The organism is Streptomyces sp. NPDC028331, assembly GCF_055565775.1.
Map to the genome: position 1 here is coordinate 171,124 of NZ_JBVHTR010000010.1, position 25,359 is coordinate 196,482.

Consider the following 25,359-nt stretch of genomic DNA (forward strand, 5'->3'; position numbering starts at 1 on the left):
TTGACGCGCACTTCCCTCGCGTCTTAACTCACGTCCTAAATTAAGCCCGGGTGTCGTTCTGGACGGCACGCTCTCGGGTCTCCCTCCGGAAAGGGACGTCTGAGCCATGCGCAGAACCCGAACCGCGGCCGCCGGTGCGGTCACCGTTTCCCTGCTCACCGCCTTGACCGCCTGCGGCGGCGGCTCGTCGACGGGCGGCGGGTCCGACGACTCGCCGAAGACCCTGACCTACTGGGCGTCCAACCAGGGCGCGAGCATCGAGGTCGACAAGAAGGTCCTCCAGCCGGAACTCGACAAGTTCCAGAAGCAGACGGGCATCAAGGTCAATCTCGAGGTCGTGCCCTGGTCCGACCTGCTGAACCGGATCCTCACCGCGACCACCTCCGGCCAGGGCCCCGACGTCCTCAACATCGGCAACACCTGGAGCGCCTCCCTGCAGGCCACCGGCGCACTGCTGCCCTGGGACGCCGGGAACTTCGCGAAAATCGGCGGCAAGGACCGCTTCGTCGACTCCGCGCTCGGCTCGACCGGAGCGCCCGGCCGGGACCCGGCCGCCGTACCGCTGTACTCGATGGCCTACGCCCTCTACTACAACAAGCAGATCTTCGCCGACGCCGGCATCACCAAGCCCCCGGCCACCTGGGACGAGCTGATCGCCGACGGCAAGAAGATCCAGGCGAAGGGCAGGTCCGCACTCGGCGCCGAGGGCTCGAACCTGTCGGAGAACATCCACCACGTCTTCGTCTTCGCCAAGCAGCACGGCGCGGACTTCTTCACCTCCGACGGCAAGCCGGACTTCACGGGCGACGGCGTGGTCGCGGCCGTCAAGCAGTACGTCGACCTCATGGCCAAGGACAAGGTCATTCCGACCGGGGACGCCGAGTACGCGCAGAACCAGTCGGTCAGTGACTTCGCCAAGGGCAAGCAGGCCATGCTGCTGTGGCAGTCCGCGGCGGCCAACCTGGCGTCGCAGGGCATGAGCGCGGACGCGTACGGCGTCGCGCCCGTCCCGGTCCAGTCCGGCACCCCCGGCACCGGCACCCAGGTCGACTCGATGGTCGCCGGCATCAACCTGGCCGTCTTCAAGAACACCCACAACCTCGGCGGCGCCGTGAAGTTCGTGAAGTTCATGACCAGCGACGCCGAACAGAAGATCCTCAACACCGCCTACAGCTCCATCCCGCCGGTCAAGTCCGCCCAGGCGGACGCCGCCTTCGACGCGGGGGCCGGCAAGGTCCTCAGGGACACCCTCGCCACCAGCGCGGCCGCGCTGCCGCAGGTCGCCGACGAGTCGCAGTTCGAGACGGCCGTCGGTACAGCGGTGAAGGACCTGTTCGCCGACGCCGCCGCCGGACGAGCCGTCACCACCGACTCGGTGAAGGCCGAGCTCGAGAAGGCCCAGCAGCAGATGCCGGCGAAGTGACCATGATGACGACCACTGCTCCCGCAGAGGCCGCCGTGCCCGAGAGCCCGCCCGGGGCGGTGGGGCGGACACCCCGCCGCCCCGGGCGGATCCGCCGCATCGGACTGCCGTATCTGCTGCTCCTGCCCGCCCTGCTCCTCGAACTCCTGGTCCACCTGGTGCCGATGGTCATCGGCATCGTGATGAGCTTCAAGGAACTCACGCAGTTCTACATCCGCAACTGGGGCACCGCCCCCTGGTCCGGACTCGACAACTACCGGGTGTCGGTGGACTTCCACGCACCCATCGGGAACGCGCTGCTCCACTCCTTCTTCGTCACCGTCGCCTTCACCCTGCTCTCGGTCGGCCTGTGCTGGCTGATCGGCACGGCGGCGGCCGTCTGCATGCAGGACACCTTCGCCGGCCGCGGCCTGCTGCGGGCGCTGTTCCTGGTGCCGTACGCGCTGCCGGTCTACGCGGCCGTCATCACCTGGGTGTTCATGCTCCAGCACGACAACGGCCTGGTGAACCACGTCCTGCACGACCAACTGCACCTCACCGGCAAGCCGTCCTTCTGGCTCATCGGCGACAACAGCTTCTGGGCCCTGCTCACCGTGTCGGTGTGGAAGGGCTGGCCGTTCGCCTTCCTCACCGTCATGGCCGGCCTGCAGAACATCCCCGGCGAACTGTACGAGGCGGCCGCGCTGGACGGTGCCGGGGTGTGGCAGCAGATCCGCCGCATCACCCTCCCGTCCCTGCGCCCGGTCAACCAGGTGCTGGTCCTGGTCCTGTTCCTGTGGACGTTCAACGACTTCAACACCCCGTACGTCCTCTTCGGCAAGTCCGCCCCTCAGGCCGCGGACCTCATCTCGGTCCACATCTACCAGGCGTCCTTCGTCACCTGGAACTTCGGCACCGGCTCGGCCATGTCCGTCCTGCTGCTGCTCTTCCTGCTCGTGGTGACGGGCGTCCACCTCCTGCTGACCTCCCGAGGAAGGAGGACGGCCGATGCCTAGCACCGCGCGGGCGCCACGCTCCCCAATGGCGCCGCCCCGGTCCTTCTTCTGGACCCGGCGCATCTTCCTCACCCTGCTCACCGGGTTCGTGCTGCTGCCGGTCTACGTCATGGTCTCCAGCTCGCTGAAGCCCCTGGCCGACGTGACCGGCGCGTTCCACTGGCTGCCGAGCCACCTGACCTTCCGCCCGTACATCGACATCTGGTCGACGATCCCGCTCGCCCGGTACTTCATGAACTCGCTGATCGTGGCGGGCGCGGCGACCGTCTGCTCGGTGGTGATCGCGGTCTTCGCCGCGTACGCCGTCAGCCGCTACGACTTCCGGGGCAGGCGCGTCTTCACGGTCACCGTCCTGTCCACGCAGATGTTCCCCGGCATCCTCTTCCTGCTGCCGCTGTTCCTGATCTACGTCAACATCGGCAACGCCACCGGCATCGCCCTGTTCGGCTCGCGCGGCGGGCTGATCCTCACGTATCTCACCTTCTCGCTGCCGTTCTCGATCTGGATGCTCATCGGGTACCTCGACTCGGTGCCGCGCGACCTGGACGAGGCTGCGATGGTGGACGGATGCGGGCCGCTCGGCGCGCTGCTGCGGATCGTGGTGCCGGCGGCGATCCCCGGCATCGTGGCCGTCGCCGTCTACGCCTTCATGACCGCCTGGGGCGAGGTGCTGTTCGCGTCGGTGATGACCGACGACACCACCCGCACGCTCGCCGTCGGCCTCCAGGGCTACTCCACGCTCTACAACGTCTACTGGAACCAGGTCATGGCCGCCTCGCTGGTCGTCAGCGTGCCCGTGGTCGCAGGGTTCCTGCTCCTGCAGCGCTACCTCGTCGCCGGGCTCACCGCGGGAGCCGTCAAGTGACCGACTCTTTCGCGCCCGAAGGGAACTCCGTGACCATCGACCTCGCCGCACTGCCCGAGGACTTCCTGTGGGGCACGGCCACCTCGGCCTACCAGATCGAGGGGGCCGTCACCGAGGACGGCCGCTCCCCCTCCATCTGGGACACCTTCTCCCACACCCCCGGCAGGATCGACAACGGTGACCACGGGGACATCGCCTGCGACCACTACCACCGCTGGCGCGAGGACATCGCCCTGATGCGGCACCTGGGCACCAACGCCTACCGGCTGTCCATCGCCTGGCCGCGCGTGCTGCCCGGCGGCGACGGCCCGGTCAACGCCCGGGGGCTCGACTTCTACGACGCGTTGACCGACGCCCTGCTGGAGGCGGGCATCACCCCGTCGGTCACCCTGTACCACTGGGACCTGCCGCAGGTGCTCCAGGACCGGGGCGGCTGGCCCGTCCGCGACACCGCCCACCACCTCGCCGCGTACGCGGCGGTCGTCGCCGAACGCCTCGGCGACCGCGTCCGCCACTGGACGACGCTCAACGAGCCCCTCTGCTCGGCCTGGATCGGCCACCTGGAGGGCAGGATGGCTCCGGGACTGACCGACCTCACGGCCGCCGTCCGCGCCTCCTACCATCTCCTCCTCGGTCACGGCCTGGCCGCGCAGGCGATCCGCGCGGCGGCACCGGGCGCCCGGGTCGGCATCGTCAACAACCTCTCCACCGTCCACGCCGCCACCGGCAGGCCGGAGGACCTCGACGCGGCCCGCCGCATGGACGGCCACACCAACCGCTGGTGGCTCGACCCGGTGCACGGCCGCGGCTTCCCGGCCGACATGCGGGAGGTGTACGGCGTCGAACTGCCGGAGCGGCCGGGCGACTCGGAGACCATCGCGCAGCCCCTGGACTGGCTGGGCCTCAACTACTACATGCCGGTCACCGTCGCCGACGACCCCGCCGGACCGGCCCCGAGGGTCCGGGAGGTCCCCCGTCCCGGCGTGCCCCGCACCGGCATGGGCTGGGAGGTCGACGCGAGTGGTATCGAGACCCTGCTGCTCCGCCTGACCCACGACTACGGCCCCCGCGAGCTGTACGTCACGGAGAACGGCTCCGCCTACCCCGACGTCGTACGCCCCGACGGAAGCGTCGACGACCCCGAGCGCACGGACTACCTGGAGCGGCACCTCGCGGCCTGCGCGTCGGCAGCCCGTCAGGGTGCCCCGCTGGCCGGTTACTTCGCCTGGTCGCTGCTGGACAACTTCGAGTGGGCCTACGGCTACGACAAGCGCTTCGGGCTGGTGCACGTCGACTACAGGACACAGAAGCGCACCGTGAAGGGCAGCGGCCGCCGGTACGCGGCCATCATCCGGACGCACGCGGAAAGGCGCCGCAGCGCCGCCTGAGGGCCGGTGCCCCGACAGCCGGCGCTCGCCCGTCGGGGCACTGGTGCCGCAACAGGCCCTAGGAAAGGCCGCCGTGCTCCCCGGGCACCGGCGCGGCGGCCTCCCCGGCGGCGGCCGCCACGGCCTCGTCGGCGAGCCCGGCCAGCTCCGTCACCGGCAGCGATCCGGGCGCCCGGCGTTCCCGCGCGAACGTGGTGGCGAGCCGCTGCAGCAGTTCGTTGAGCGGGGTCGCCACCCCGTGCAGCCGGCCCAGCAGCACGATCTCGCCGTTGAGGTAGTCGGCCTCGATGGTGCCGGTGCCGCGGGTGAGGGACTGCCAGGAGGAACCACCGCCGCGCTCGGTCCCGTCGAGCGGCACCAGGCGCACCTTGTCGCCGCGCACCTGCTGCTGCTCCGCCTCGTCCGCGTACGGTATCCCGGCGGCCCTGAGCACCGACTCGCCCTCGGCGCGCACCCTCGCGTACAGCGCCCGCGCCTCCTCGCCGGCGAGCGGCCCGCTGACCGCCTCGACGGCGTTGGCGAGGTTGCTCAGCAGCTTGGCGTACTGCCAGCGCGTCACGTCCGGGACGACCGGGGCCTCGAACCGGGCCTTCTGCAGGTCGCCGGCGATCCGGTGGGCGGTGTCGTCGGTGCCGTGCGGATACCGGCCGAGGTGCAGGATGCCGGTGAGCGGGGTGCCGGCGGCGGAGACGACACCGGGTTCGACGAAGGTGGACGGCAGCCACACGCAGACGCCGTACACATGACGGAAGCGGCGCAGGGCGAGCCGCTGGCTCTCCACGCCGTTCTGCGCACACACCAGCGGGAGCCGCTGCGCGGCCGTGCCGCCGCCGCGCACGGGGGCCGGGCCCCAGGTGTCCAGGGCGGCCTCGCTGTCCTGGGTCTTGACGGCCAGCACGAGGACGTCGTCCGCTTCCAACTCGCCCAGCGCCGACGGCCCGTCGACGACCGGCAGCCGATGGGTGTGCTCGCCGTCCGGAGCGAGAAAGCGCAGTCCGCGCTCGCTCAGTGCGGTGTACTGCGCACCCCGCGCGACCAGGACCACCTCATGACCGGCCTCGGCGAGCCGAGCCCCGACCGCGCCGCCGACGGCGCCTGCTCCGATGATGATGTAGCGCATGCCGAGGAGCCTCGCACACCTGCCCGTCGACCGGTGCCCCGGGGCACGGCGGACCGTTCGGGGCGGCAAGGACCCCTACCTCACTCCGTCCCCGGACCGAACGGCGTCCCCTGGTGGAAGTAGAGCTGCCAGCCCTCCTCGGTCAGCCGCCACAGCGAACTGCGGTGTGCGTGGCGGCCGTTGTTCTCCGTGTCGAAGGTGAGGTGCACCAGGTCCGGGGCGAGCTGGACGCCCGCGATGGGGGAGGTGACGGACGGCCCCGTCCCCGCGTCGGCCGGCGAGGTGAGCGCCTCCATGACGGAAGACCGGTCCCAGTGCCGGCCGGAGACGCCGAACTCGTGGAACTCGGGGTGCAGCAGCGCCCCGGCCTGTTCGGGAGAGCGCCTGATCTCCGGGTCGAGGAGACGCAGTTCGCGCTGGATCGCCGCCTCGACGGCCGGGCCGTGCTCAGGCACGGGTCAGCTCCTCCAGTTTCACGACCGTGTTCCAGTTGCGGGTCGTGGCGATCAGCTCCTTGTTCAGCCGGGGCCGCGAGAGCTGTTCGGCGAGCTTGGAGCGGCCGAGGCCGTCGGGGGCGTAGAGGTAGAGCGCGCGGTCGCCGAGCCGGAACTCCTCGGGCAGGTACGCGGCCGGGTCGATCTCCGCGAACCGTTCGGCGTCCACGGGCGCCGAGAAGTACGTGACGTGCAGTTGCCTGCCCTCCAGTTCGCCGGCCGGGAACGGGCAGGCCTCGCGCACGGCCTTCAGGTACGCGTGGTCGCGCACCAGCACCTCCACCCGGAACCCGAAGTCCTTCTCGATCGCCTCGACCAGCTCCGCCGCCAGGGACTCCTCGTCCCCGTGGGCGGCGGTGAAGACCGCGTTGCCGCTCTGCAGATACGTGGCCACCCCGGTGTGCCCGAGCCCGGTCAGCAGCTCCCGCAGCCGCGCCATCGGCAGCTTCCGGTTGCCGCCCACATTGATCCCCCGCAGCAGCGCCGCGTACGTCGTCGTCATGCTCCCCACCCTAGAGCCGATCTCCGCTCGGGCGCCCGGACCCTGATCCCGGCCTCCGAGCGGCCCGGACAGTTGTAAGGGGCCGCTGTCATCCCGGATGGTGAGGCGGCCCGGTCCGAGGGGATGAGCCGGGCCGCCCAGGGTTCACCGGGCAGCACGACGAGTCGCGCTTATGCCGCACCTACCTTCGAAGCGAACGGTGGCGGCAGGGGGCCGTCGCCCGCACGGAGGGGGCAAGCCCGTCATGGGGAACGGAGACACACGGGTGCGGGGCATCGCCGCCCGGGCCGGCGGCTGGAGCGCTCGGCACCGATGGGCTGCCGTCGGCATCTGGGTGCTGTTCGTCGTCCTGGCCATGGCCGTCGGCTCGGCGGCCGGGCGCGTCGACATCAAGGACAGCGACGAGCTCAAGGGCGAGACACACACCGCCGCGAAGATCATCGAGGACGCGGGGATCAAGCAGCCGGCCGGCGAGAGCGTGCTGATCCAGGCGAAGGACGGCACCGTCACGGCCACCGACCCGCGGTTCCGTGCCGCCGTCACCGCGGTCGTGCGGGCCGTCGACGGCACCGGCCGGGTGACGGACGTGACCTCCCCGTACGACACGAAGACCATCTCCAAGGACGGGCGCAGCGCCCTGGTGCAGTTCGACATGCGCGGCGACGCGGACACCGCGGGCGACCGGGTCGAGCCCGTGCTGAAGGCCGTCGCCGGGGTCCAGAAGGACCACCCGCAGCTGCGGATCGAGGAGATCGGCGCCGCCAGTATGCGCAAGACGTTCTCCGACGCGTTCGGCGACGACTTCAAGCAGGCCGAGTACTCCGCGGTGCCGGTGGCACTCGGCATCCTGCTGATCGCGTTCGGGGCGCTGGTCGCGGCGCTGCTGCCGGTCGCGCTCGCCATCACCGCGATCATGGCGACGATGGGCCTGATGGGGATCGTCAGCCATCTGCAGCCGATGAACGACACCGCCAACTCCGTGATGCTGCTGGTCGGCATGGCCGTCGGCGTCGACTACTGCCTGTTCTACCTTCGCCGTGAGCGCGAGGAGCGCGCGGCCGGGCGCGATCCGGGCACCGCGCTGCGCATCGCCGCCGCGACCAGCGGGCGCGCCGTGATCGTCTCCGGTGTCACCGTGTGCGTGGCGATGGCGGGCATGCTGTTCACCGGGCTCGCCACGTTCGAGGCGATGGGCCTGGCCTCGCTGATGGTGGTCGCGGTCGCCATGGTCGGCTCGGTGACCGTGCTGCCCGCGCTGCTGTCGCTGCTGGGCAAGCGGGTCGAGAAGGGCCGTATCCCGTTCCTGCACCCGGACAAGCGGCGGGCTCGGGCCGGGCGCGGCGCCGGCGAGGGCAGCCGGCTGTGGAGTGCCGTGCTGAAGGTGGTCCTCGCCCGGCCCGCCGTCTCCCTGGTGGTCGCGGCCGGTGCGCTGCTGGCGATCGCCGCGCCCGCGCTCGGCATGAAGACCCAGAACCTCACCCTGGACCAGGAGTTCGGGAACAAGCTGCCCATCGTCGCCACCTACAACCGGGTCAACGAGGCCTTCCCCGGCGGCTCCGAGCCCGCGCAGGTCGTCGTCAAGGCGAAGGACATCAACGCGCCCGAGGTGAAGTCCGCGCTCGCCGGCTTCCGCGCGGAGGCGATCGCATCGGGTGCCTCGCGCGGCCCGGTCGACGTCAGGCTGCACGACGCGCAGAACGTGGCCGTGATCTCCGTCCCGCTCGTCGGCGGCTCCGACCTGGACAAGGCGGGCAAGAGCCTGGAGCTGCTGCGCGACAAGGTGCGGCCCGACACGCTCGGCAGGGTGGAGGGCGTGCAGGCGCCGATCACCGGCCAGGTCGCGGGCTCCCACGACTTCAACGACCAGCTCGTCGGCTCGGTGGTCCCGGTCTTCGCGTTCGTCGTGGTCTTCGCCTTCCTGCTGATGCTCCTGTCGTTCCGCTCCCTGACGATCGCGATCACCTCGATCGTCCTGAACCTGCTCTCGGTCGGCGCGGCCTACGGCATCCTGGTCGCCGTCTTCCAGCACGGCTGGGGCGCCTCGCTGGTGGGGGCGCACGGCGTGGGGGCCATCATCACCTGGCTGCCGCTGTTCCTGTTCGTCATCCTGTTCGGCCTGTCGATGGACTACCACGTGTTCGTGGTCTCCCGTATCCGCGAGGCCCGTCTGCGGGGCCGGACCACGAAGGACGCGATCACGCACGGGGTGGTGACCACGGCCGGTGTCGTCACCAGTGCCGCGGTCATCATGGTCGCCGTCTTCGCGATCTTCGGCACGCTGTCCATGCAGTCCATGAAGCAGATGGGCGTGGGCCTGGCCGCCGCGGTCCTCATCGACGCGACCGTCATCCGGGGCGTGCTGCTCCCGGCGGTGATGGCGCTGCTGGGCGAGCGCAACTGGTACCTGCCGAAGTGGCTGCACCGGCTGCCGGACCTCACCCACGACGAGACGCCGCGGGCGGCGACCCCGGCGGCGCGGGACGAGAACGAGCCGCTGGGGGTCTGAACCCCGCCTGAGCGAGGGCCCGTCGGCGACCGGGGAGCCGACGGGCCCTCCCCTTGTGCGGGGATCACGCGCACCGGGCGCGGACAGCCGGCGGGTTTTTCGCGGGCCCCAGCCGGTCGCCGTGCCGACCTGCGGGAATGCGACACTGGCAGACCACAGGAGCCGGTTCGGGAGGCGGAGGCGGGCGATGGACGAGACGCGGGCGCGGGATGTGCTGGACGCGGCGGGCGTACTGCCGGGTGCGGCGCGGGACGCGCGGCTGCTCGCCCTCGGTGAGAACGCGGTGTTCGCCGTCGGCGACCTGGTCGTGAAGGTGGGCCGCGACGCCGAGCTGCTGGACCGGGCGCGGCGGGAGCTGGACATCGCCGTGTGGCTGGCCGAGGCGGGTGTCCCGGCGGTGCGGGCCGCCGAGCCCGAACCGCTGTTCGTCGACGGGCATCCCGTGACCGTGTGGCACCGGCTGCCCGACCCCGTACGCCCCGCCGAACCGCGCGACCTGGCCGAACTGCTGCGGATCGTGCACGCCCTGCCCTCCCCCGCGTTCACCCTGCCGCCCCGCGATCTGCTGGGCGGGGTGGAACGCTGGCTGCGGCTGGCGGGCGACGCGATCGACCCGGCGGACGCGGCCTATCTGCGCGAGCGGCGTGACGGGTTCGCCGCCGCTGCGGCACAGCTCCCCCCGCATCTGGCGCCCGGACCGATCCACGGCGACGCGCTGCCCCGCAATGTGCACATCGGCCCGGACGGCCCGGTCCTGGTCGACCTGGAGACCTTCTCCTCCGATCTGCGCGAACACGACCTGGTGGTCATGGCGCTCTCCCGCGACCGCTACGGCCTGCCGGCCGAGGCGTACGACTCCTTCACCGCCGCCTACGGCTGGGACGTACGCGCGTGGGAGGGCTGCTCGGTGCTGCGCGGTGCCCGTGAGACGGCCAGTTGCGCCTGGGTCGCCCAGCACGCGCCCGGCAACCCCAAGGCGCTCGCCGAGTTCGAGCGCCGGGTGGCGTCGCTGCGGGACGGGGACGAGACGGTGCGCTGGTATCCGTTCTGAGCCTGTGCTAGGCCCTGTCCGGCGCAGGCTCGGTGGCGTGGTCCTCCGCGTCCCGGTCCTTGATCGTCCGTGCGGCGCGGCGCAGTTCGGCCAGCACCGTGCGGACCGCGGTGCGGGCGGTGCGTTCGGGGCGGCACAGGGCATCGATGTGCCGCCTGGCCTGGACGCCGTCGATCGGCCTGAGGACCAGCGCCGGGTGCGGACGCATCGTCCAGCGCGGCATCAGGGCGATACCGCCCCCGGCGGCCACGGCCTCCGCGACCACCGCGAACTCGTTGATGCGGTGGACCAGCCGGAGCCGGCGTCCGGCCGCGGCGGCGATCGCGTCGATGGTGGCCATGACGGGGAACCCGTCGTGCACGGTGATCCACGGCTCGTCGGCCACGTCCCGCGGGGTGAGCCGCCGCCTGCCGGCCAGCGGATGACCGGCGGGCAGCGCCACGTCGAGCGGTTCGCGCAGCAGGGTGGTCGCCGTGACCGTGGACGGCCAGGGCGGGGCGTGATCGAGGCGGTGGGCGAGCACGAGGTCGTACTTCCGCGTGAGCCGTGGGAAGTCCTGCTGCGGCACGTCCTCGTCGGCGAGCGCCAGCCGGGGTGAACCGGGCGCGGTGAAGGCCCGCAGCAACGGCGGGAAGAACGCCGAGCCGGCGCTGTGGAACGCCGCCACCGACACCTCGCCGTCCGCTTGGCCCACGAACTCCTCGACGGCGCCACGGGCCCGCGCCAGCGCCGTCTCGACCTCCGCGGCCGCACCCGCGAGGGCCTGTCCGGCGTCGGTGAGCACCAGCCGCCGCCCGTGCCGTTCGGTCAGCGGCACCGGGATCGAACGCTGCAACAGCCGCAGTTGCTGGGAGATGGCCGACGGCGTCACCAGGAGCGCCTCGGCGACCGCCGTGACACTGCCGAGTTCGCCGAGCTCCCGCAGGATCCGCAACTGCCGTTCGTCCATTCCCGCAGTGTAGGGGCACTGTGTAGGCCTACTAAAAGATCGTTTCAGGAACTGGTGCTGGGCTTCAGGGTCGGGCGTAGGGCACCGTGGGCGGGTGTTCGACGCCCGCCGTACCGATGCGGTACTCCTCCTGGTCGCGCTCGTCTGGGGTTCCAGCTACCTGTCCGCCCAGACGGCCGTCACCGCGCTGCCCGTCCCGGCGGTCCTGTTCGCCCGGTACGCGCTCTCCGCACCGGCCTGCCTGCTCCTGGTCCTGGTCACCGCCCGCCGCGGGCGGCGCCGGTGGACGCGGGACGAGGTGCGGGCCGGAGTGCCGCTGGGGCTGACCCAGGCCGCCGTGCTGGTCGTGGAGACGTACGGGGTCGCCCACACCAGCGCCGCCAACGCGGGGCTGATCATCAGCCTGACCATCGTGCTCACCCCGCTGCTCGACCGCTCGGGTCACCCCGGCGGGCTGCCGCCCTCGTTCCACGCCGCCGCGGGGGTGTGCGTCCTGGCCGTGGGGCTGCTGATGTCCGGCAACGGCTTCCACGCTCCCGGATCCGGCGACCTGCTGATGCTGGCCGCCGCCGTCGTCCGGGCGGTCCACGTGGCCCTGGTCGGCCGGCTCACCGCGGGTCGCGCGGTCCGCCCCCTGCACCTGACGGCGCTGCAGACCCTGGTCGGCACGGCGCTGTTCCTGCCGCCCGCCGGCACCGCCCTGCCCGGCCTCGCCCACGCCGGCGCCGCGACCTGGGGCCAGTTGCTGTATCTGGCCCTGTTCTGCAGCGTGTTCGCCTTCCTCGCGCAGACCTGGGCCGTCCAGCGCACCTCCGCCAGCCGTGCCGGCCTGCTGCTCGGCACGGAGCCCGTGTGGGCCGTGGCCGTGGGCGTCGTCCTCGGCGGCGACCGCATGACCCCGCTCACCGGTCTGGGCGCGGCCCTGATGGTCGCGGGTACCTACTGGGGCCAGTCCGTGGAACGCGCCCGCCGCGCGGCCGCCGCCGGCCCGGCGCACGGTCCCGCCTGCGTGCAGCGCGCCGGAACCGGGAAGGACGTCACGCGGGGCACCACGGAACCCACCAACGCCTGACCGCCCCCCGCCCCGTCTCAGACCCTCCCCTCCACCGCCTGCCGCAGCGGCCATGTGCCGTCGACCACCGCTTCCGCGTCGCCCTTGGCGCGCAGGAACTGCTGGAAGTCCGCCGCCCAGTCCGCGTACCACTCGATCTGGCGGCGGTGCAGCTCCGCCGGGCCGAGGGCCGCGACCTTCGGGTGGCGGCCGGCTATCGCGGCGGCCAGCCGGGCCGCGGCCAGCGCGTCCGCGCCCGCGTTGTGCGCGGACTCCAGCGCCACCCCGTACTCCGCGCAGACCGCTTCCAGGTTGCGCTTGCCGCGGCGGTAGCGGTCGGCCCAGCGGTCGATCGTGTACGGGTCGATGACCGGGGCCGGGTCCAGACCGCCCAGGCGGTCGCGCAGGGACGGCAGTCCGTGCCGCCGCAACTCGGCGGAGAGCAGGGTCAGGTCGAAGGCCGCGTTGTAGGCGACGACCGGGACGCCCGTCCTCCAGTACGCCACCAGGACCTCCGCGATCGCTTCCGCGACCTGGTCGGCCGGCCGGCCCTCGGCCACCGCTCGCTCGTTGCTGATCCCGTGCACCGCGACCGCGTCGGCCGGGATCTCCACCCCCGGGTCCGCCAGCCAGTCGCGCCGGCCGAGCGGCTCCCCGTCCTTGACCTCGATCACCGCCCCCGTGACGATGCGTGCCTCATACGGATCCGTCCCGGTCGTCTCCAGGTCGAAGCCGATCAGCAGCTCCCGGTGCCAGGCCATGGCGGCCCCCCTTCGTGTGGTGCTCTCCCCCGGTGGCCTCCACCCTCGCATGCGCCACTGACAATCCGAGGACGGGATTCCGTTCGCGGGCGCCACCATCCGACAGTTCAGGACACCGGACGCGAATCCGCCCAGGCCAGCTCGAACTCCTCCCGGTAGGTGGGGAAGAGTCCGTTCTCCTCGGCGTCGTCCGACTTGACGACCCGGCTGCCGCCGCGCAGTACGAGCACCGGAGCCTCCATGCCGCGGGTGCGCCGCAGATAGGACTGCACCACCGCGATCCCGTCGGAACCGTCCCCGTTCACCAGGTACGCGGTGAAACGGGGCGTCTCGTCGAAGACCTGGATCTCGAAGGCGCCCGGATCGCGCAGCCTGGAGCGCACCCGGCGCATGTGCAGGATGTTCATCTCGACGGCGCGGCTCAGCTCGCCCTTCCTGATGCCCAGTTCCCGTTCGCGCCGTTTGACCGCGCTGGAGGCCGGGTTGAGGAACAGCAGCCGCACCCGGCAGCCGGACTCGGCGAGCCGCACCAGCCGCCGCCCGGAGAAGTTCTGCACCAGCAGGTTGAGGCCGATGCCGATGGCGTCCAGGCGGCGGGCCCCGCCGAAGATGTCCTCGGCGGGGAACTGCCGCAGCAGCCGTACCCGGTCCGGATGGACGGCGACCACGTCCGCGTACCGGTCGCCCACCAGGTCCTCGACCGCGTCGACGGGCAGCCGGCGCGCGGAGGGCACGTCACCGCCCGCGCCGAGGATCTCCAGCAGCCGCGCGGACGCCCGCTCGGCCTGGGCGAGGACCGCCTCCGACAGGGCCCGGTTGCGGGAGACCACGTTCCGGGTCACTTCCAGCTCGTCCAGGGCGAGCTCCACGTCGCGGCGCTCGTCTATGTAGGGCTCGAAGCACGGCCAGTGCTGCACCATCAGCTCGCGAAGCTGCGGCAGGGTCAGGAAGCTGAGCACGTTGTCGTCGGCGGGGTCGAGCAGATACCCCTTGCGGCGGCTGACCTCGCGCACCGCGACCGCCCGCTGCACCCACTCCTGGCCGGCGGGTCCGGCGGCGGCGACCACCCAGTCGTCGCCGTGCACGGGTTCGTAGACGGGGCGGAGAACGGCGGCCACCACCGCCCGCAGCCGCTGTTCCACGAGGTTCAGCCAGATGTAGGCCCGCCCCGCCCGCTGGGCGCGCGTCCGCACCTCACGCCAGGCGTCGGCGTCCCACTCCAGTTCCGGCCCGATGGATCCCATCTCCATCGGCCGTGCCAGGGACACCGCCCCGGGCGGGACATCCGTGGAGTTCCCCTCGTGACCCTCGTCACCAGGGGGCAGCTCCAGCCCTCCCGAGCCCACCCGCGCACCGCCTTCCGCTCCCCCGAGCCTCCCCAGGGGCAAGGCCCCGGCCAACGATCAAGGAAGACTACTCCGGGAGTGCGGCACGGTGCAGCCGGATGCACAGGGTCGTTTCCCAACTACCGCATCGGGGCCGCCGGTTCCGGTCGGTGAGGGCGGGCCGAGTGAGCGGGTTCATAGCGGTGACGTGGCACGGAGCGGTGCGCAGGCCCTGTCGGCGGACCGGCGGGGGCCGCCGGTCCGCGTCGCGCGCGACAGGGGGGAAGCCGATGTTCACCCACCCCACAGGGTGACGGCGTGCCCGGCCGTTGACCCGTGTGCCGACCACGGCGCGCGGTGGCCGGCGGGCGCACCGGGCGTTTCACCGGCCGGCCCGCCGGCGGGGTGCAGGTCACGGAAGGTTCCGTCTACGCAAAAAACCAGGGGCTTCTGCGACGATCGGCACCCGCGCCAGGATTCCCCCACGGCCGGGAGGGGGAGCAGTCAATTTCGTAGGACTCGGCCGCAAGGCGCCCCCGGAGGGCCGGCAAAGCTGGGAGAGTCGTATTCATGCAGGTCTGGCCTGGAGAGGCGTATCCGCTCGGCGCCACCTATGACGGTGCCGGGACCAATTTCGCGGTCTTTTCGGAGGCCGCCGACCGGATCGAGCTGTGTCTGCTGCACGACGACGGCTCGGAGACGGCGGTCGAGTTGCGGGAGACGGACGCGTTCGTCCGCCACGCGTACCTGCCGGGGGTGATGCCCGGGCAGCGGTACGGGTTCCGGGTGCACGGTCCGTACGCCCCCGAGCGCGGGCTGCGCTGCAACTCGGCGAAGCTGCTGCTCGACCCGTACGCGCGTGCGATCAGCGGCACGGTGAGGTGGGGCGAGGAGGTGTACGGCTACCCGTTCGGGTCCCCCGACAAGCGCAACGACCTGGACTCGGCGCCGTACACCATGGCGTCCGTGGTGATCAACCCGTACTTCGACTGGGGCGACGACCGCAGGCCGCGCACCGAGTACCACCAGACGGTGATCTACGAGGCCCATGTGAAGGGCCTGACCATGCGGCACCCCGAGCTTCCGGATGAGCTGCGCGGCACCTACGCGGCGCTCGCCCACCCGGCTGTCATCGAGCACCTGACCGAGCTGGGCGTCACCGCACTGGAGCTGATGCCCGTACACCAGTTCGTCAACGACCACCGTCTGGCGGACATGGGGCTGAGCAACTACTGGGGCTACAACACCATCGGCTTCTTCGCCCCGCACAACGCGTACGCCTCCTGGGGCGACCGCGGCCAGCAGGTCCTGGAGTTCAAGTCGGCGGTGAAGGCGCTGCACGAGGCCGGTATCGAGGTCATCCTGGACGTCGTCTACAACCACACCGCCGAGGGCAACCACCTGGGCCCGACGCTGTCCTTCCGGGGCATCGACAACCCCTCGTACTACCGGCTGGCGGACGACCCGCGGTACTACATGGACACCACGGGCACCGGCAACTCCCTGCTGATGCGCTCGCCGCACGTCCTGCAGCTCGTCATGGACTCGCTGCGCTACTGGGTCACCGAGATGCACGTGGACGGCTTCCGCTTCGACCTGGCGGCGACCCTGGCGCGGCAGTTCCACGAGGTGGACCGGCTGTCGTCGTTCTTCGACCTGGTGCAGCAGGACCCGGTGGTCTCCCAGGTGAAGCTGATCGCCGAGCCCTGGGACGTGGGCGAGGGCGGCTACCAGGTGGGCAACTTCCCGCCCATGTGGACGGAGTGGAACGGCAAGTACCGCGACACCGTGCGCGACCTGTGGCGCGGCGAGCCGCGCACGCTGGCGGAGTTCGCCTCCCGGCTGACCGGATCCTCGGACCTCTACCAGGACGACGGCCGCCGCCCGCTGGCCTCCATCAACTTCGTGACCTGCCACGACGGCTTCACGCTGCACGATCTCGTGTCGTACAACGAGAAGCACAACGAGGCCAACGGCGAGGACAACCGGGACGGCGAGAGCTTCAACCGGTCCTGGAACTGCGGGGCCGAGGGCGAGACCGACGATCCGGCGGTGCTCGAGCTGCGGGGCCGGCAGATGCGGAACTTCATCGCCACGCTGATGCTCTCCCAGGGCGTGCCGATGCTCAGCCACGGCGACGAGTTCGCGCGCACCCAGAACGGCAACAACAACGCGTACTGCCAGGACAGCGAGCTGTCGTGGGTCCAGTGGCCGGAGGACGGCAGCGATCTGCTGGAGTTCACGCGCGCGATGGTGTGGCTGCGCCGCGACCACCCGGTCTTCCGCCGGCGCCGCTTCTTCCACGGCCGGCCGGTGCAGGGCACGCACGACGAGCTGTCCGACATCGCATGGTTCACCCCCGAGGGTCCGGAGATGACCCAGCGGGACTGGACCTCGGGGCAGGCGAGCGCGCTGACGGTGTTCCTCAACGGCAACGCGATCTCGGAGCCGGGCCCGCGCGGGGAGCGGATCACGGACGACTCGTTCCTGCTGATGTTCAACCCCTCGCCGAAGACGCTGGAGTTCGTGGTGCCGGTCGACCACGGGCGCCAGTGGCAGGTGGTCGTCGACACGGCCGTCCCGGAGGGGGTGCCGCCGGGCACCGGGACGAAGATCGAGGCCGGGGGCCGGCTGACGCTCGTGGACCGGAGCCTGGTGGTGCTGCAGCGGCCGGACTAGACAGCGCGGGGCACGCACGCGGGGAGGGATGTTTTCCGTGTGCGACCGGGTCGGCGGCGCGTCGGTGACACGAAAGGCCGCGGGGCGGGTACGTAGCTTTCCATGACACCTGAGCGTCCCGGCCCGACGGTGCCCACGGCCACGTACCGGCTGCAGCTGCAGCCGGGGTTCCCGTTCGGTGCGGCGGAGGCGGCCGTGCCGTACCTGGCCGCCCTCGGCGTCTCGCACCTGCATCTGTCGCCGGTCCTCCAGGCCGTCCCGGGGTCGGCGCACGGCTACGACGTCGTGGACCATGCGCGCGTGCGGGACGAGCTCGGCGGCGAGGCGGGGCTGCGCTCCCTGGCGCGCACCGCGCGGGAGCACGGGCTGGGCCTGGTGGTGGACATCGTGCCCAACCACATGGCGGCCTCCCCGCGCCACAACCGGGCCCTGTGGGAGGTGCTGCGCGAGGGCCCGGCGTCGCCGTACGCCCGCTGGTTCGACATCGACTGGGAGGCGCAGGGCGGGCAGCTCCTGGTGCCGGTGCTCGGCGGCCGGCTCGGCGAGGTCGTCGAGGACCTCGAGGTCGACGGGGACGTGCTGCGCTACCACGAGCACGTCTTCCCGCTGCGCGAGGGCACCGGGAAACTGCCGCTGCCGCAGCTCATCGACGCCCAGTGGTACCGCCCGGTGTGGTGGCGGCTGGCCCGCACCGAGCTGAACTACCGCCGGTTCTTCAGCATCTCCGAGCTGATCGGGGTGCGCGTGGAGGACCCGGAGGTCTTCGCGGCGACGCACGGCACGCTGCTGCGGCTGCTCGCGGAGGGTGTCGTGGACGGCCTGCGCATCGACCATCCGGACGGTCTGGCGGACCCGGAGGCGTATCTGCGCCGGCTCGACGCGGCCACCGGCGGGCGCTGGACGGTCGTCGAGAAGATCCTCGCGGACGGTGAGCACCTGCCCGCCGCCTGGCCGGTCGCGGGCACCACCGGGTACGACGCGCTGCGGCACGTGGACGGGCTCTTCACGGACCCCGAGGGCGCCGAGGAACTGCTCGGCCACTACCGGCTCTTCGCGATCCCGCGCGGCGACCGCGGCGGCCAGTGGGCCGCGACGGTGCGGCGCGCCGCCTACGAGGTGGTCACGCACGAGCTGGCGACGGAGGTGGAGCGCCTCACGCGGGTGGCGAGCCGGCTGTGCGCGACGTCCCCGGACCCGGCGCTGCGCGACCACGCGCCCTGGGCGCTGCGCACCGCGCTGCGGGAACTCCTCGTCCGCATGGAGGTGTACCGGCCGTACGCCTCCCAGGACGCCGCCGCGGTGGTCACCGAGACGGCCGCCGCCGAGGCCAGGGCCGCGTTCACGGTGCCCGAGGAGGCGCACGCGGTGACCGTCGTACGGGATCTGGTGCTGGGGCGGGCCGGGGAGGGACCGGACCTCGAGGAGTTCCGGTCCCGGTTCGCGCAGACGGCGGCGGCGCTGCGCGCCAAGTCCGTGGAGGACACGGCGTTCTACCGGTACGTGCCGCTGCTGTCGGCGAACGAGGTGGGCGGCGAGCCCGGCGCCCCGGCCGTCGCCCCGGAGGACTTCCACGCGTACTGCGCGCGCGTGCAGCGTGACTGGCCCGTCACGGGGACCGTGCTGTCGACGCACGACACCAAGCGCAGCGCGGATGTGCGGGCGGCGGTCTCGGTGCTCACGCAGTGCCCGCAGCGCTGGGACGACGTGCTGGCCGAGGCGACCCGCGCGGACGGTGACGCGCCCGACCCGCAACTGGCCTGGGCGGCCTGGCAGACGCTGTTCGGGCTCGGGCAGGCGGACGAGGAGCGGCTGAAGGGGGCGCTGCTCAAGCATGTGCGGGAGGCGGGGCTGCACACCTCGTGGACCGAGCAGGATCCGGCCTACGAGGAGGCGGTGGCGGCGTTCGTCTCCGCGGGTCCGTGCGGGGCGCCGGGGCAGCTCGTGACGGCGCTGAGGGAGGAGCTGGCGCCGCACATCCGGGCGAACGTCCTGGGGGCCGCGCTGGTCCAGCTCACGATGCCCGGCGTGCCCGACGTCTACCAGGGCACCGAGGGCGAGTACCGGGCGCTGGTCGACCCGGACAACCGGGCGCCGTTCGCGCCGCGGCAGACCGAGTCGGACAAGGCGGACCTGACCAGGGCCGCGCTGCTGCTGCGCCGGCGGCGCCCGGAGGTCTTCGGCGCGTCGGCGACGTACGCGCCGCTGCCGGCCGAGGGCCCGGGCGCCGCGCACTGTGTGGCGTTCGTCCGCTCCGGTGAGGTGCTGACGGCGGTCACGCGGCTGTCGCTGCGGCTGGCCGAGGCGGGCGGCTGGGGCGACACGTCCCTTGCGCTCCCGCCCGGCCGCTGGGCCGACGTGCTGGCGCCGGAGCGGCGGTTCGAGGGGCACGCGCGCGTGGCGGACCTGTTCGCGCGGCTGCCGGTGGCGCTGCTGGAGCGGGTCGGCGACCGGTGACGCCGTACGCCTGCGCGGCCGCCCGGACGACCACCGGGAGCCGGCCGGTCGTCGGCCGGGACGCGCAGAGCGCTCGATGCGACCGGCACCTCCGCGCGGGTCGCACCGGCGGTGGGGCCGCGCGTCCGCGGCCGGCCGCGCGCGTGGGGAGGTGGCTCCCCTCGCGCGCGGGCGTCAGAACCTTCCCCGCGCCCGTGGGGTGCCGGCGTCGGCCCTGCCTGCGTGGTGCCCGCCCGGCACCGACCGGGCCGGTGCCTGGTCCGACAGGGCGAACACCGCGCCGGTCTTCGCCGCCAGGTCGCAGGTGTTCGAGAAGGTGTGGCTGTACTCGACCTGGTGGCCGTTCCACTGCCCGCGCGCGGAGACGGTCACGGGGGCGTACAGCATCGTGCAGTAGGTGTGCTCGTGCGGGATGCGGCGGATGTCCCCCTGCACGGCGCCGAGTTGGGCGCAGGCCTGGGCGGCCCGGGCGTGCCCCTGGGGCGGGTCGCAGATCAGGAGCGTGCCGCGGACGTCCCGGGAGCGGGCGTCGCCCTTGGTGACCGTCAGATAGAGCCAGTTGCCGCCGGTGGCCGGCCGGGGCGCGGCCTGGGCCGGTGTCGCGATGAGCAAGGCGGTCGCGGCGAGCAGGGCGCCGCGCAGGGCCAGGATCGTCTTGTTCATTCCCTGTGCATCGGCACGGCGGGCTGCGAACCCCAGCCCGTCTCACCCGAATGGGAGCGCACGGCCGTGGACCGCCCGGCGAGCTCGAAGGCGGCGAGCACCACGCGCGCCTGGTACTCGGCCTGCCGGGCGACCGGGATCCAGCGCGCCCGGTAGCCGTCGTGGTAGTCGGCGCACCATGCGTCGATGAGCCCGTCCAGCTCGGGCAGCGCGTCGGCCGCCGCGCGCCCGGCGGCCCTGGCGAGCTGGTGCAGCAGTCCCGCGGTGCGCAGCGCGACCCGACGTCCTGAGATGCCGAGGGCGGTCAGCCGTGCGGTGTCCAGCGGCGGCAGCGGCCGCTGACCGGCGCCGTACAGGTCGGGGTCCCAGGAGTCGGCGAGTCCGGGTCCGACCAGTAAATAGTCGTCCACCGGGGCGAGCAGCCGGGCCGCGTCCGGCACGGCGTCCAGGTGGGGGCGGATCCGGGCCAGCAGGCCCTCCAGAACACGCGTGTCGCGGCGCAGCGTGCCGCTGACGGCGCGCAGGACCGCGTCGGGGTCGGGAAGCGGTGACGGGTCCTCCACGGCCGTCACGCCCCACATGGGGGCCTCCACGACCGCGGTGACGGTGCCGTAGCGGTGCGGGTGGAACCAGGTCGACTCGACCGCGGCCTCCGTGATCGCGGCGGCGAGGTCGCCGCGGCGCGGGGGCGGGATGCGGTACACGGCGGGCCCGAGGAGCGGCCAGTACAGGGTGTCGTACGGGCCGAGTTCGCGCGGGATGCCGAGCCGGGCGGCGGCGTGGGCGAGCCGCTGGGCCATGCCCGGCAGGTCGTGGGTCAGTTCGACGAAGCCGCCGCCGACGTCGACGCCGTGCAGGGAGCACTGGAAGAAGGGCCGCAGCTCGTCCTGGAGGTCGAGCAGGGCGCGGGTCTCGGGGAGGGCGGCGCGGTCGGCGCCGTCGGGAAGCCACTCGGGCTGTTCGAGGAAACCGGGGCGGAAGAAGTTTCGGAAGTACCGGCCGAGGGTGTACGGGCCGTACAGCCAGCCCTCGTTGCGCCGGGCGCCGTCGGGGTCGAGGCACAGCAGCAGGTTCCACGTGGTGTCGGCGTCCCTGCCGAGCCGGGGGTCGGCCAGCGCCCGTTCGGCCAGGCGCAGGGCGGTGGCGCCGCCGACGGGCTCGTTGGCGTGCGGTCCGGCGACGACGAGGGCGTGGCGGCTGCCGTGGCCGACGGAGAGCAGCCACAGGGGCGTGCCGCCGCGGGAGGTGCCCACGCGGCGCAGCCGGGCGTCGCGCGGGTGACGGGCGACCAGCGCGGCGGCACGGGCGCCGAGTTCGTCCACGGTCGGGTAGCGGAGGAGGGGCGGCAGGGCACACCTCCCCTGTGTGGTGCCGTCGGTTCACCTGGTGTACATGGTGTACGCACAGTGAGTCACGACTGGGCAGGTACGTCAACACCGTGAGCGGTTCCGGAGGTCGGGTGGCGGCGGGAGGGCACTCCGACGGCGTAACGGGCCCCGGCGCGGCGGGCCGCACGCCGTGGCCCGCTCCGGCGCGGCACGGCGGTCCCCGGCCCGCGGGCCGGCTACTCCGACGCCAGGCGGAACGTCATCCTCCCGAAGCCGACCTGGTCGCCCTCGCGGACGACGGCGGCGCCGATCACCCGGCGGCCGTTGACGGTCGTACCGTTCGTCGAGCCGAGGTCCCGCAGTATCCACAGGCCGCCCTGGCGGCTCAGTTCGGCGTGCACACGGGAGACCGTCTCGTGGCTGAGCCTGAGGCCGCTCGCCGGGTCGCGGCCGATCCGCAGCGGGTACGGGCTGCCCGGGTGCGGCAGCAGCAGTTTGGGCAGCCGCTCGGCCTGCCAGGCCCGCCGCAGCCGTACCGTGAACCCGGAGACCGCCTCCACGGTGCCGAACACGATCCGGGACCAGCGTTTCTCGCCGGGCAGGTCGGCGGTGAGCGCCGCCAGCTCGTGCGGCCGGCGGGCGACCAGGGCGAGCTCCATGCGCCGGATGAACGTGTCGTGCGACAGGCGTCCCAGGGCTACGCCGTCGCGGAGCACCTTCAGCGCCCTGTCGCGTTCGGCGTCCGAGAGCCGCGCGGGGTAGGTGTGGAACTCGAAGGACGACGTCACGGACGTGATTGTCGGTCAGTCGGCCCGGACGTGTCCAGAAAACGCAAAGACGGCGCGCGAGGACGGCCCAGGCCGCCGTCAGGGTCGTTCCGTGTGACGAAAGGGTGGATCGGGCGACGAATTGATCTCGTTTGACGCACCATGGACGGGCTACATCACGATGGGCAGACGAGGGGGAACGTCAGTGCGGTTCGAGGTGTGGGCACCACAGGCCACCCGGGTCACGCTCCACTGCGACGGCGCCACGCGCGCGTTGGAGCCCGATACCGAGCGCGCCGGATGGTGGGCGGGCGAGGCGGAGGCCGAGGACGGCACGCGCTACGGGTTCGCGCTGGACGACGGGCCCGTGCTGCCCGATCCGCGCTCCCGGCGCCAGCCGGACGGGCCCGACGGGCCGAGCGCGGTGGTCGACCACGAGCGGTACGCGTGGCGCGCCGCATGGCCGGGGCGCGGGCTGCCGGGCGCGGTGCTGTACGAGTTGCACGTGGGCACGTACACCCGCGAGGGCACGCTGGACGCGGCGGCCGAACGGCTCGGGCACCTGGTCGAACTGGGCGTCACCCACGTCGAGTTGATGCCGCTGTGTCCCTTCCCGGGGCGGCACGGCTGGGGCTACGAGGGCGTCTCGCTGTGGGCGGTGCACGAGCCGTACGGCGGGCCCATGGCGCTGAAACGGTTCGTCGACCGGGCGCACGAACTCGGCCTCGGCGTCGTGCTGGACGTGGTGCACAACCACCTGGGCCCCTCCGGCAATCACCTCCCCGCGTTCGGCCCGTACTTCACGGACACCCATCACACGCCCTGGGGCGCCGCCGTGAACCTGGACGCCCCCGGCTCGGACGAGGTCCGCGCGTATCTGACCGGCAGCGCGCTGGCCTGGCTGCGCGACTACCGGATCGACGGGCTGCGCCTGGACGCGGTGCACGCGCTGCACGACACGCGCGCGGTCCACTTCCTGGAGGAGCTGTCGCAGGCGGTGGACGCACTGGCCGCCGAGGTGGGCCGGCCGCTGTTCCTGATCGCCGAGTCGGACCTGGCCGACCCACGGCTCATCACCCCCCGCGCGGAGAACGGCCTCGGCGTGCACGCGCAGTGGAACGACGACTTCCACCACGCGCTGCACACCGCGCTGACCGGCGAGTCGCAGGGCTACTACGAGGACTTCGCCCGCGCGCCCTTGGCGGCCCTCGCCAAGACCCTGACGGGTGGCTTCTTCCACGACGGCACCTACTCGACGTTCCGCGGCCGGCGGCACGGCCGTCCGCTGGACCGCAGCCGGGTCTCCGCGCACCGCCTGCTCGGCTACTCCCAGACCCACGACCAGGTCGGCAACCGCGCCCTGGGCGACCGGCTCTCCGCCTCGCTCTCGCCGGGGCTCCTGGCGTGCGCGGCCGCACTGGTGCTGACCGCACCGTTCACGCCGATGCTGTTCATGGGCGAGGAGTGGGCCGCGGGCACACCCTGGCAGTTCTTCACCGACCACACCGACCCGGAGCTCGCCGACGCCGTGCGGCGGGGCAGGCGCCGTGAGTTCGCGGCGCACGGCTGGGCCGAGGAGGACGTGCCCGACCCCCAGGACCCGGCGACCCGGGACCGCTCGTGCCTGGACTGGTCCGAGCCGGAACGCGAGCCCCACGCGCGCGTGCTGGCCTGGTACCGGGAGCTGGTCGCCCTGCGCGGCGCCCAGCCCGACCTCTCGGACCCCGACCTCGGGGACGTGAAGGTCACCTACGACGAGGACGCGCGCTGGCTCGCCTTCCGCCGCGGGGACGTCCGGGTCGCCGTCAACCTCGCCAAGGAACCGGCGCGGATCCCCCTCGGCCTCCGTCGCGGGCGCGTACTGGCCGCCTGGGAGCCGGTCGCGCCGCCGGACGAGGACGGCGCGGTGACGCTGCCGGGCGAGTCGTGCGTGGTGCTGACGCAGGAGTGAGGCGCCGGCGTGAACGCTTGCGCGAGCGTTTGCGCACGCTTCTGACGTGACACCCGCCCGCCCCGGCACCCCCGCGCCGCACCCCGCCACGCCCGCCTACGGCGTCTCGTCGCCCGGCAGTTCCATGACGCGCTCCAGCAGGATCGGCTCCCAGGCGCGGCGCAGGCGGACCCGGAGGTCCGGCAGCGGGGCGCCGCCCCGGCCCTCGAGTCCTTCGGCCAGGACGACGAGCGCGTCGCAGCGGGCGAGCCACAGGCCGCGCAGGCAGGGGCGGGCAGCGTAGCCGGCGAGCGTGGCGGCGCGCACCGCGGCGGGGGCGCCGACGGCCGCCGCGAGTCCCGCGATGTCCTCGGCCGGGTCGCCGATCACCGCGTCGTGCCAGCCGAGGACGCCGCGCACCCGCCCGTCGTCGCTGACGACCAGGTGGTCGCCCCGGAGGTTGCGGTGCACCAGGACGGCCGCGCCGGGCTGGGGTGCGAGCTGACGGGCGGCCGGCGCCGGGAACTGGGCGAGCCGGGCGGGGTCGAACTCCTCCCCCGCGGCGAGGCGCTCCGCGGCGTGCGCGGCGGCGGTGCGCAACGCCTCCAGCGAGCGGGGCGGGACGCGCGGCACGCCGAGCGTCTCGGCCTGCCGTACGGGCACCTCGCGCAGCCCCGTCAGCAGCGCCGCGAGGTCCGCCTCGCCGAGCGCCGAGACGTCCCGTTCGGCCCCGGCGGTGCCGGGCAGCCGGGCGTCGAGGGTGTATGCGAGGCCGGCGGCCCACTCCCCGTGCGCCACGCTCATCGGTACCGCGGCCCCGATGTGCGGCCGCACCAGGGCCCGCAGCCGCAGTTCACGGCGCTGGCGGGCGGTGGCGTCCCGGTCGGGGGCCAGCCGCAGCACATGGCGGGGGCCGACCCACCAGGTGGCGTGCCCGCCCTCCGCGACGGGCGTGACGTCGGGTCCGTCGCCGTCGTGGAGCAGGGTGCGGACCAGTCGGCGTACGGTCTCCGCCGTCGGTGTCGGTGCCTGGGTCATGATCGCGCCGTTGTCGTCTCGGGGGCGTGCTGGGGGCTCCTGCTGCCGGGCCGACGCCGTCGCCGCCTCG

Annotated in this window: 20 protein-coding genes; 10 read left to right on the forward strand and 10 right to left on the reverse strand. The window is 72.9% G+C overall.

The genetic code is table 11. The features are described from left to right. The first annotated feature begins 106 nt into the window (after positions 1 to 106). The 4 genes from ACZ4SW_RS17285 to ACZ4SW_RS17300 are packed head-to-tail and all read left to right on the forward strand — an operon-like array spanning position 107 to position 4,671. A complete protein-coding gene (locus ACZ4SW_RS17285) occupies positions 107 to 1,423 on the forward strand; it encodes an ABC transporter substrate-binding protein (protein WP_468243534.1) in 1,317 nt (438 codons plus the stop codon). 5 nt (positions 1,424 to 1,428) lie between these two features. Then, positions 1,429 to 2,418, forward strand: a complete 990-nt coding sequence (locus ACZ4SW_RS17290) for a carbohydrate ABC transporter permease (RefSeq protein ID WP_468243793.1) — start codon at positions 1,429 to 1,431, stop codon at positions 2,416 to 2,418. A 25-nt stretch (positions 2,419 to 2,443) separates the two neighbouring features. Continuing rightward, complete coding sequence (locus tag ACZ4SW_RS17295; protein ID WP_468243536.1) at positions 2,444 to 3,283, forward strand: carbohydrate ABC transporter permease; 840 nt, start codon at positions 2,444 to 2,446, stop codon at positions 3,281 to 3,283. Between the two features lie 29 nt (positions 3,284 to 3,312). Beyond that, on the forward strand, positions 3,313 to 4,671 hold the full coding sequence (locus tag ACZ4SW_RS17300; RefSeq protein WP_468243795.1) for a GH1 family beta-glucosidase: 1,359 nt from the start codon (positions 3,313 to 3,315) through the stop codon (positions 4,669 to 4,671). A gap of 58 nt (positions 4,672 to 4,729) precedes the next feature. Here ACZ4SW_RS17300 and ACZ4SW_RS17305 read toward each other — a convergent pair whose 3' ends face one another. From ACZ4SW_RS17305 to ACZ4SW_RS17315, 3 genes are all read right to left on the reverse strand, one after another. Then, positions 4,730 to 5,791, reverse strand: coding sequence for a ketopantoate reductase family protein (locus tag ACZ4SW_RS17305; protein WP_468243538.1), 1,062 nt, complete (start codon positions 5,789 to 5,791; stop codon positions 4,730 to 4,732). Positions 5,792 to 5,871: 80 nt separating this feature from the next. Then, positions 5,872 to 6,246 (reverse strand): nuclear transport factor 2 family protein, encoded by a 375-nt coding sequence (locus tag ACZ4SW_RS17310; RefSeq protein WP_468243541.1) that lies wholly within the window; start codon positions 6,244 to 6,246, stop codon positions 5,872 to 5,874. Beyond that, positions 6,239 to 6,787, reverse strand: coding sequence for a DUF1697 domain-containing protein (locus ACZ4SW_RS17315; RefSeq protein ID WP_468243543.1), 549 nt, complete (start codon positions 6,785 to 6,787; stop codon positions 6,239 to 6,241). Before ACZ4SW_RS17315 ends, ACZ4SW_RS17310 begins: the two co-directional genes overlap by 8 nt. A gap of 244 nt (positions 6,788 to 7,031) precedes the next feature. Between ACZ4SW_RS17315 and ACZ4SW_RS17320 the strand changes: the two genes are divergently transcribed. Both ACZ4SW_RS17320 and ACZ4SW_RS17325 read left to right on the forward strand, forming a co-directional pair. Beyond that, a complete protein-coding gene (locus tag ACZ4SW_RS17320) occupies positions 7,032 to 9,293 on the forward strand; it encodes an MMPL family transporter (RefSeq protein WP_468243545.1) in 2,262 nt (753 codons plus the stop codon). A 187-nt stretch (positions 9,294 to 9,480) separates the two neighbouring features. Continuing rightward, on the forward strand, positions 9,481 to 10,344 hold the full coding sequence (locus ACZ4SW_RS17325; RefSeq protein WP_468243548.1) for a phosphotransferase enzyme family protein: 864 nt from the start codon (positions 9,481 to 9,483) through the stop codon (positions 10,342 to 10,344). 7 nt (positions 10,345 to 10,351) lie between these two features. Here the strand turns inward: ACZ4SW_RS17325 and ACZ4SW_RS17330 are convergent, their stop codons facing one another. Continuing rightward, positions 10,352 to 11,293 (reverse strand): LysR family transcriptional regulator, encoded by a 942-nt coding sequence (locus ACZ4SW_RS17330; RefSeq protein ID WP_468243550.1) that lies wholly within the window; start codon positions 11,291 to 11,293, stop codon positions 10,352 to 10,354. A 94-nt stretch (positions 11,294 to 11,387) separates the two neighbouring features. Between ACZ4SW_RS17330 and ACZ4SW_RS17335 the strand changes: the two genes are divergently transcribed. Then, the gene (locus tag ACZ4SW_RS17335) at positions 11,388 to 12,365 is read left to right on the forward strand and encodes a DMT family transporter (protein ID WP_468243552.1); all 978 of its coding nucleotides are present in this window, start codon (positions 11,388 to 11,390) and stop codon (positions 12,363 to 12,365) included. Between the two features lie 17 nt (positions 12,366 to 12,382). Here ACZ4SW_RS17335 and ACZ4SW_RS17340 read toward each other — a convergent pair whose 3' ends face one another. Both ACZ4SW_RS17340 and ACZ4SW_RS17345 read right to left on the reverse strand, forming a co-directional pair. Continuing rightward, positions 12,383 to 13,105 (reverse strand): exonuclease domain-containing protein, encoded by a 723-nt coding sequence (locus ACZ4SW_RS17340; RefSeq protein WP_468243555.1) that lies wholly within the window; start codon positions 13,103 to 13,105, stop codon positions 12,383 to 12,385. 107 nt (positions 13,106 to 13,212) lie between these two features. After that, positions 13,213 to 14,451, reverse strand: a complete 1,239-nt coding sequence (locus ACZ4SW_RS17345) for an SAV2148 family HEPN domain-containing protein (protein ID WP_468243557.1) — start codon at positions 14,449 to 14,451, stop codon at positions 13,213 to 13,215. Positions 14,452 to 15,000: 549 nt separating this feature from the next. Here ACZ4SW_RS17345 and glgX point away from each other — a divergent pair. Both glgX and treY read left to right on the forward strand, forming a co-directional pair. After that, a complete protein-coding gene (gene glgX / locus ACZ4SW_RS17350) occupies positions 15,001 to 17,109 on the forward strand; it encodes a glycogen debranching protein GlgX (protein ID WP_468243559.1) in 2,109 nt (702 codons plus the stop codon). A gap of 102 nt (positions 17,110 to 17,211) precedes the next feature. Continuing rightward, positions 17,212 to 19,563, forward strand: a complete 2,352-nt coding sequence (treY, locus tag ACZ4SW_RS17355) for a malto-oligosyltrehalose synthase (protein WP_468243561.1) — start codon at positions 17,212 to 17,214, stop codon at positions 19,561 to 19,563. Positions 19,564 to 19,737: 174 nt separating this feature from the next. Here the strand turns inward: treY and ACZ4SW_RS17360 are convergent, their stop codons facing one another. The 3 genes from ACZ4SW_RS17360 to ACZ4SW_RS17370 all read right to left on the reverse strand — a co-directional run bounded on the left by ACZ4SW_RS17360 (position 19,738) and on the right by ACZ4SW_RS17370 (position 22,342). Beyond that, a complete protein-coding gene (locus tag ACZ4SW_RS17360; RefSeq protein ID WP_468243563.1) occupies positions 19,738 to 20,226 on the reverse strand; it encodes an SSI family serine proteinase inhibitor in 489 nt (162 codons plus the stop codon). Then, positions 20,223 to 21,548, reverse strand: coding sequence for a M14 family zinc carboxypeptidase (locus tag ACZ4SW_RS17365; protein ID WP_468243564.1), 1,326 nt, complete (start codon positions 21,546 to 21,548; stop codon positions 20,223 to 20,225). The genes ACZ4SW_RS17360 and ACZ4SW_RS17365 overlap by 4 nt, the downstream gene beginning before the upstream one ends. A 242-nt stretch (positions 21,549 to 21,790) precedes the next feature. Further along, complete coding sequence (locus ACZ4SW_RS17370) at positions 21,791 to 22,342, reverse strand: FHA domain-containing protein (protein WP_468243566.1); 552 nt, start codon at positions 22,340 to 22,342, stop codon at positions 21,791 to 21,793. Positions 22,343 to 22,526: 184 nt separating this feature from the next. On the opposite strand from ACZ4SW_RS17370, the gene treZ reads away from it, so the two are divergent. Next, the gene (gene treZ, locus ACZ4SW_RS17375) at positions 22,527 to 24,272 is read left to right on the forward strand and encodes a malto-oligosyltrehalose trehalohydrolase (RefSeq protein ID WP_468243568.1); all 1,746 of its coding nucleotides are present in this window, start codon (positions 22,527 to 22,529) and stop codon (positions 24,270 to 24,272) included. Positions 24,273 to 24,368: 96 nt separating this feature from the next. On the opposite strand, the gene ACZ4SW_RS17380 is transcribed toward treZ, so the two are convergent. Beyond that, on the reverse strand, positions 24,369 to 25,289 hold the full coding sequence (locus tag ACZ4SW_RS17380) for an aminoglycoside phosphotransferase family protein (protein WP_468243798.1): 921 nt from the start codon (positions 25,287 to 25,289) through the stop codon (positions 24,369 to 24,371). Positions 25,290 to 25,359 lie beyond the last annotated feature (70 nt).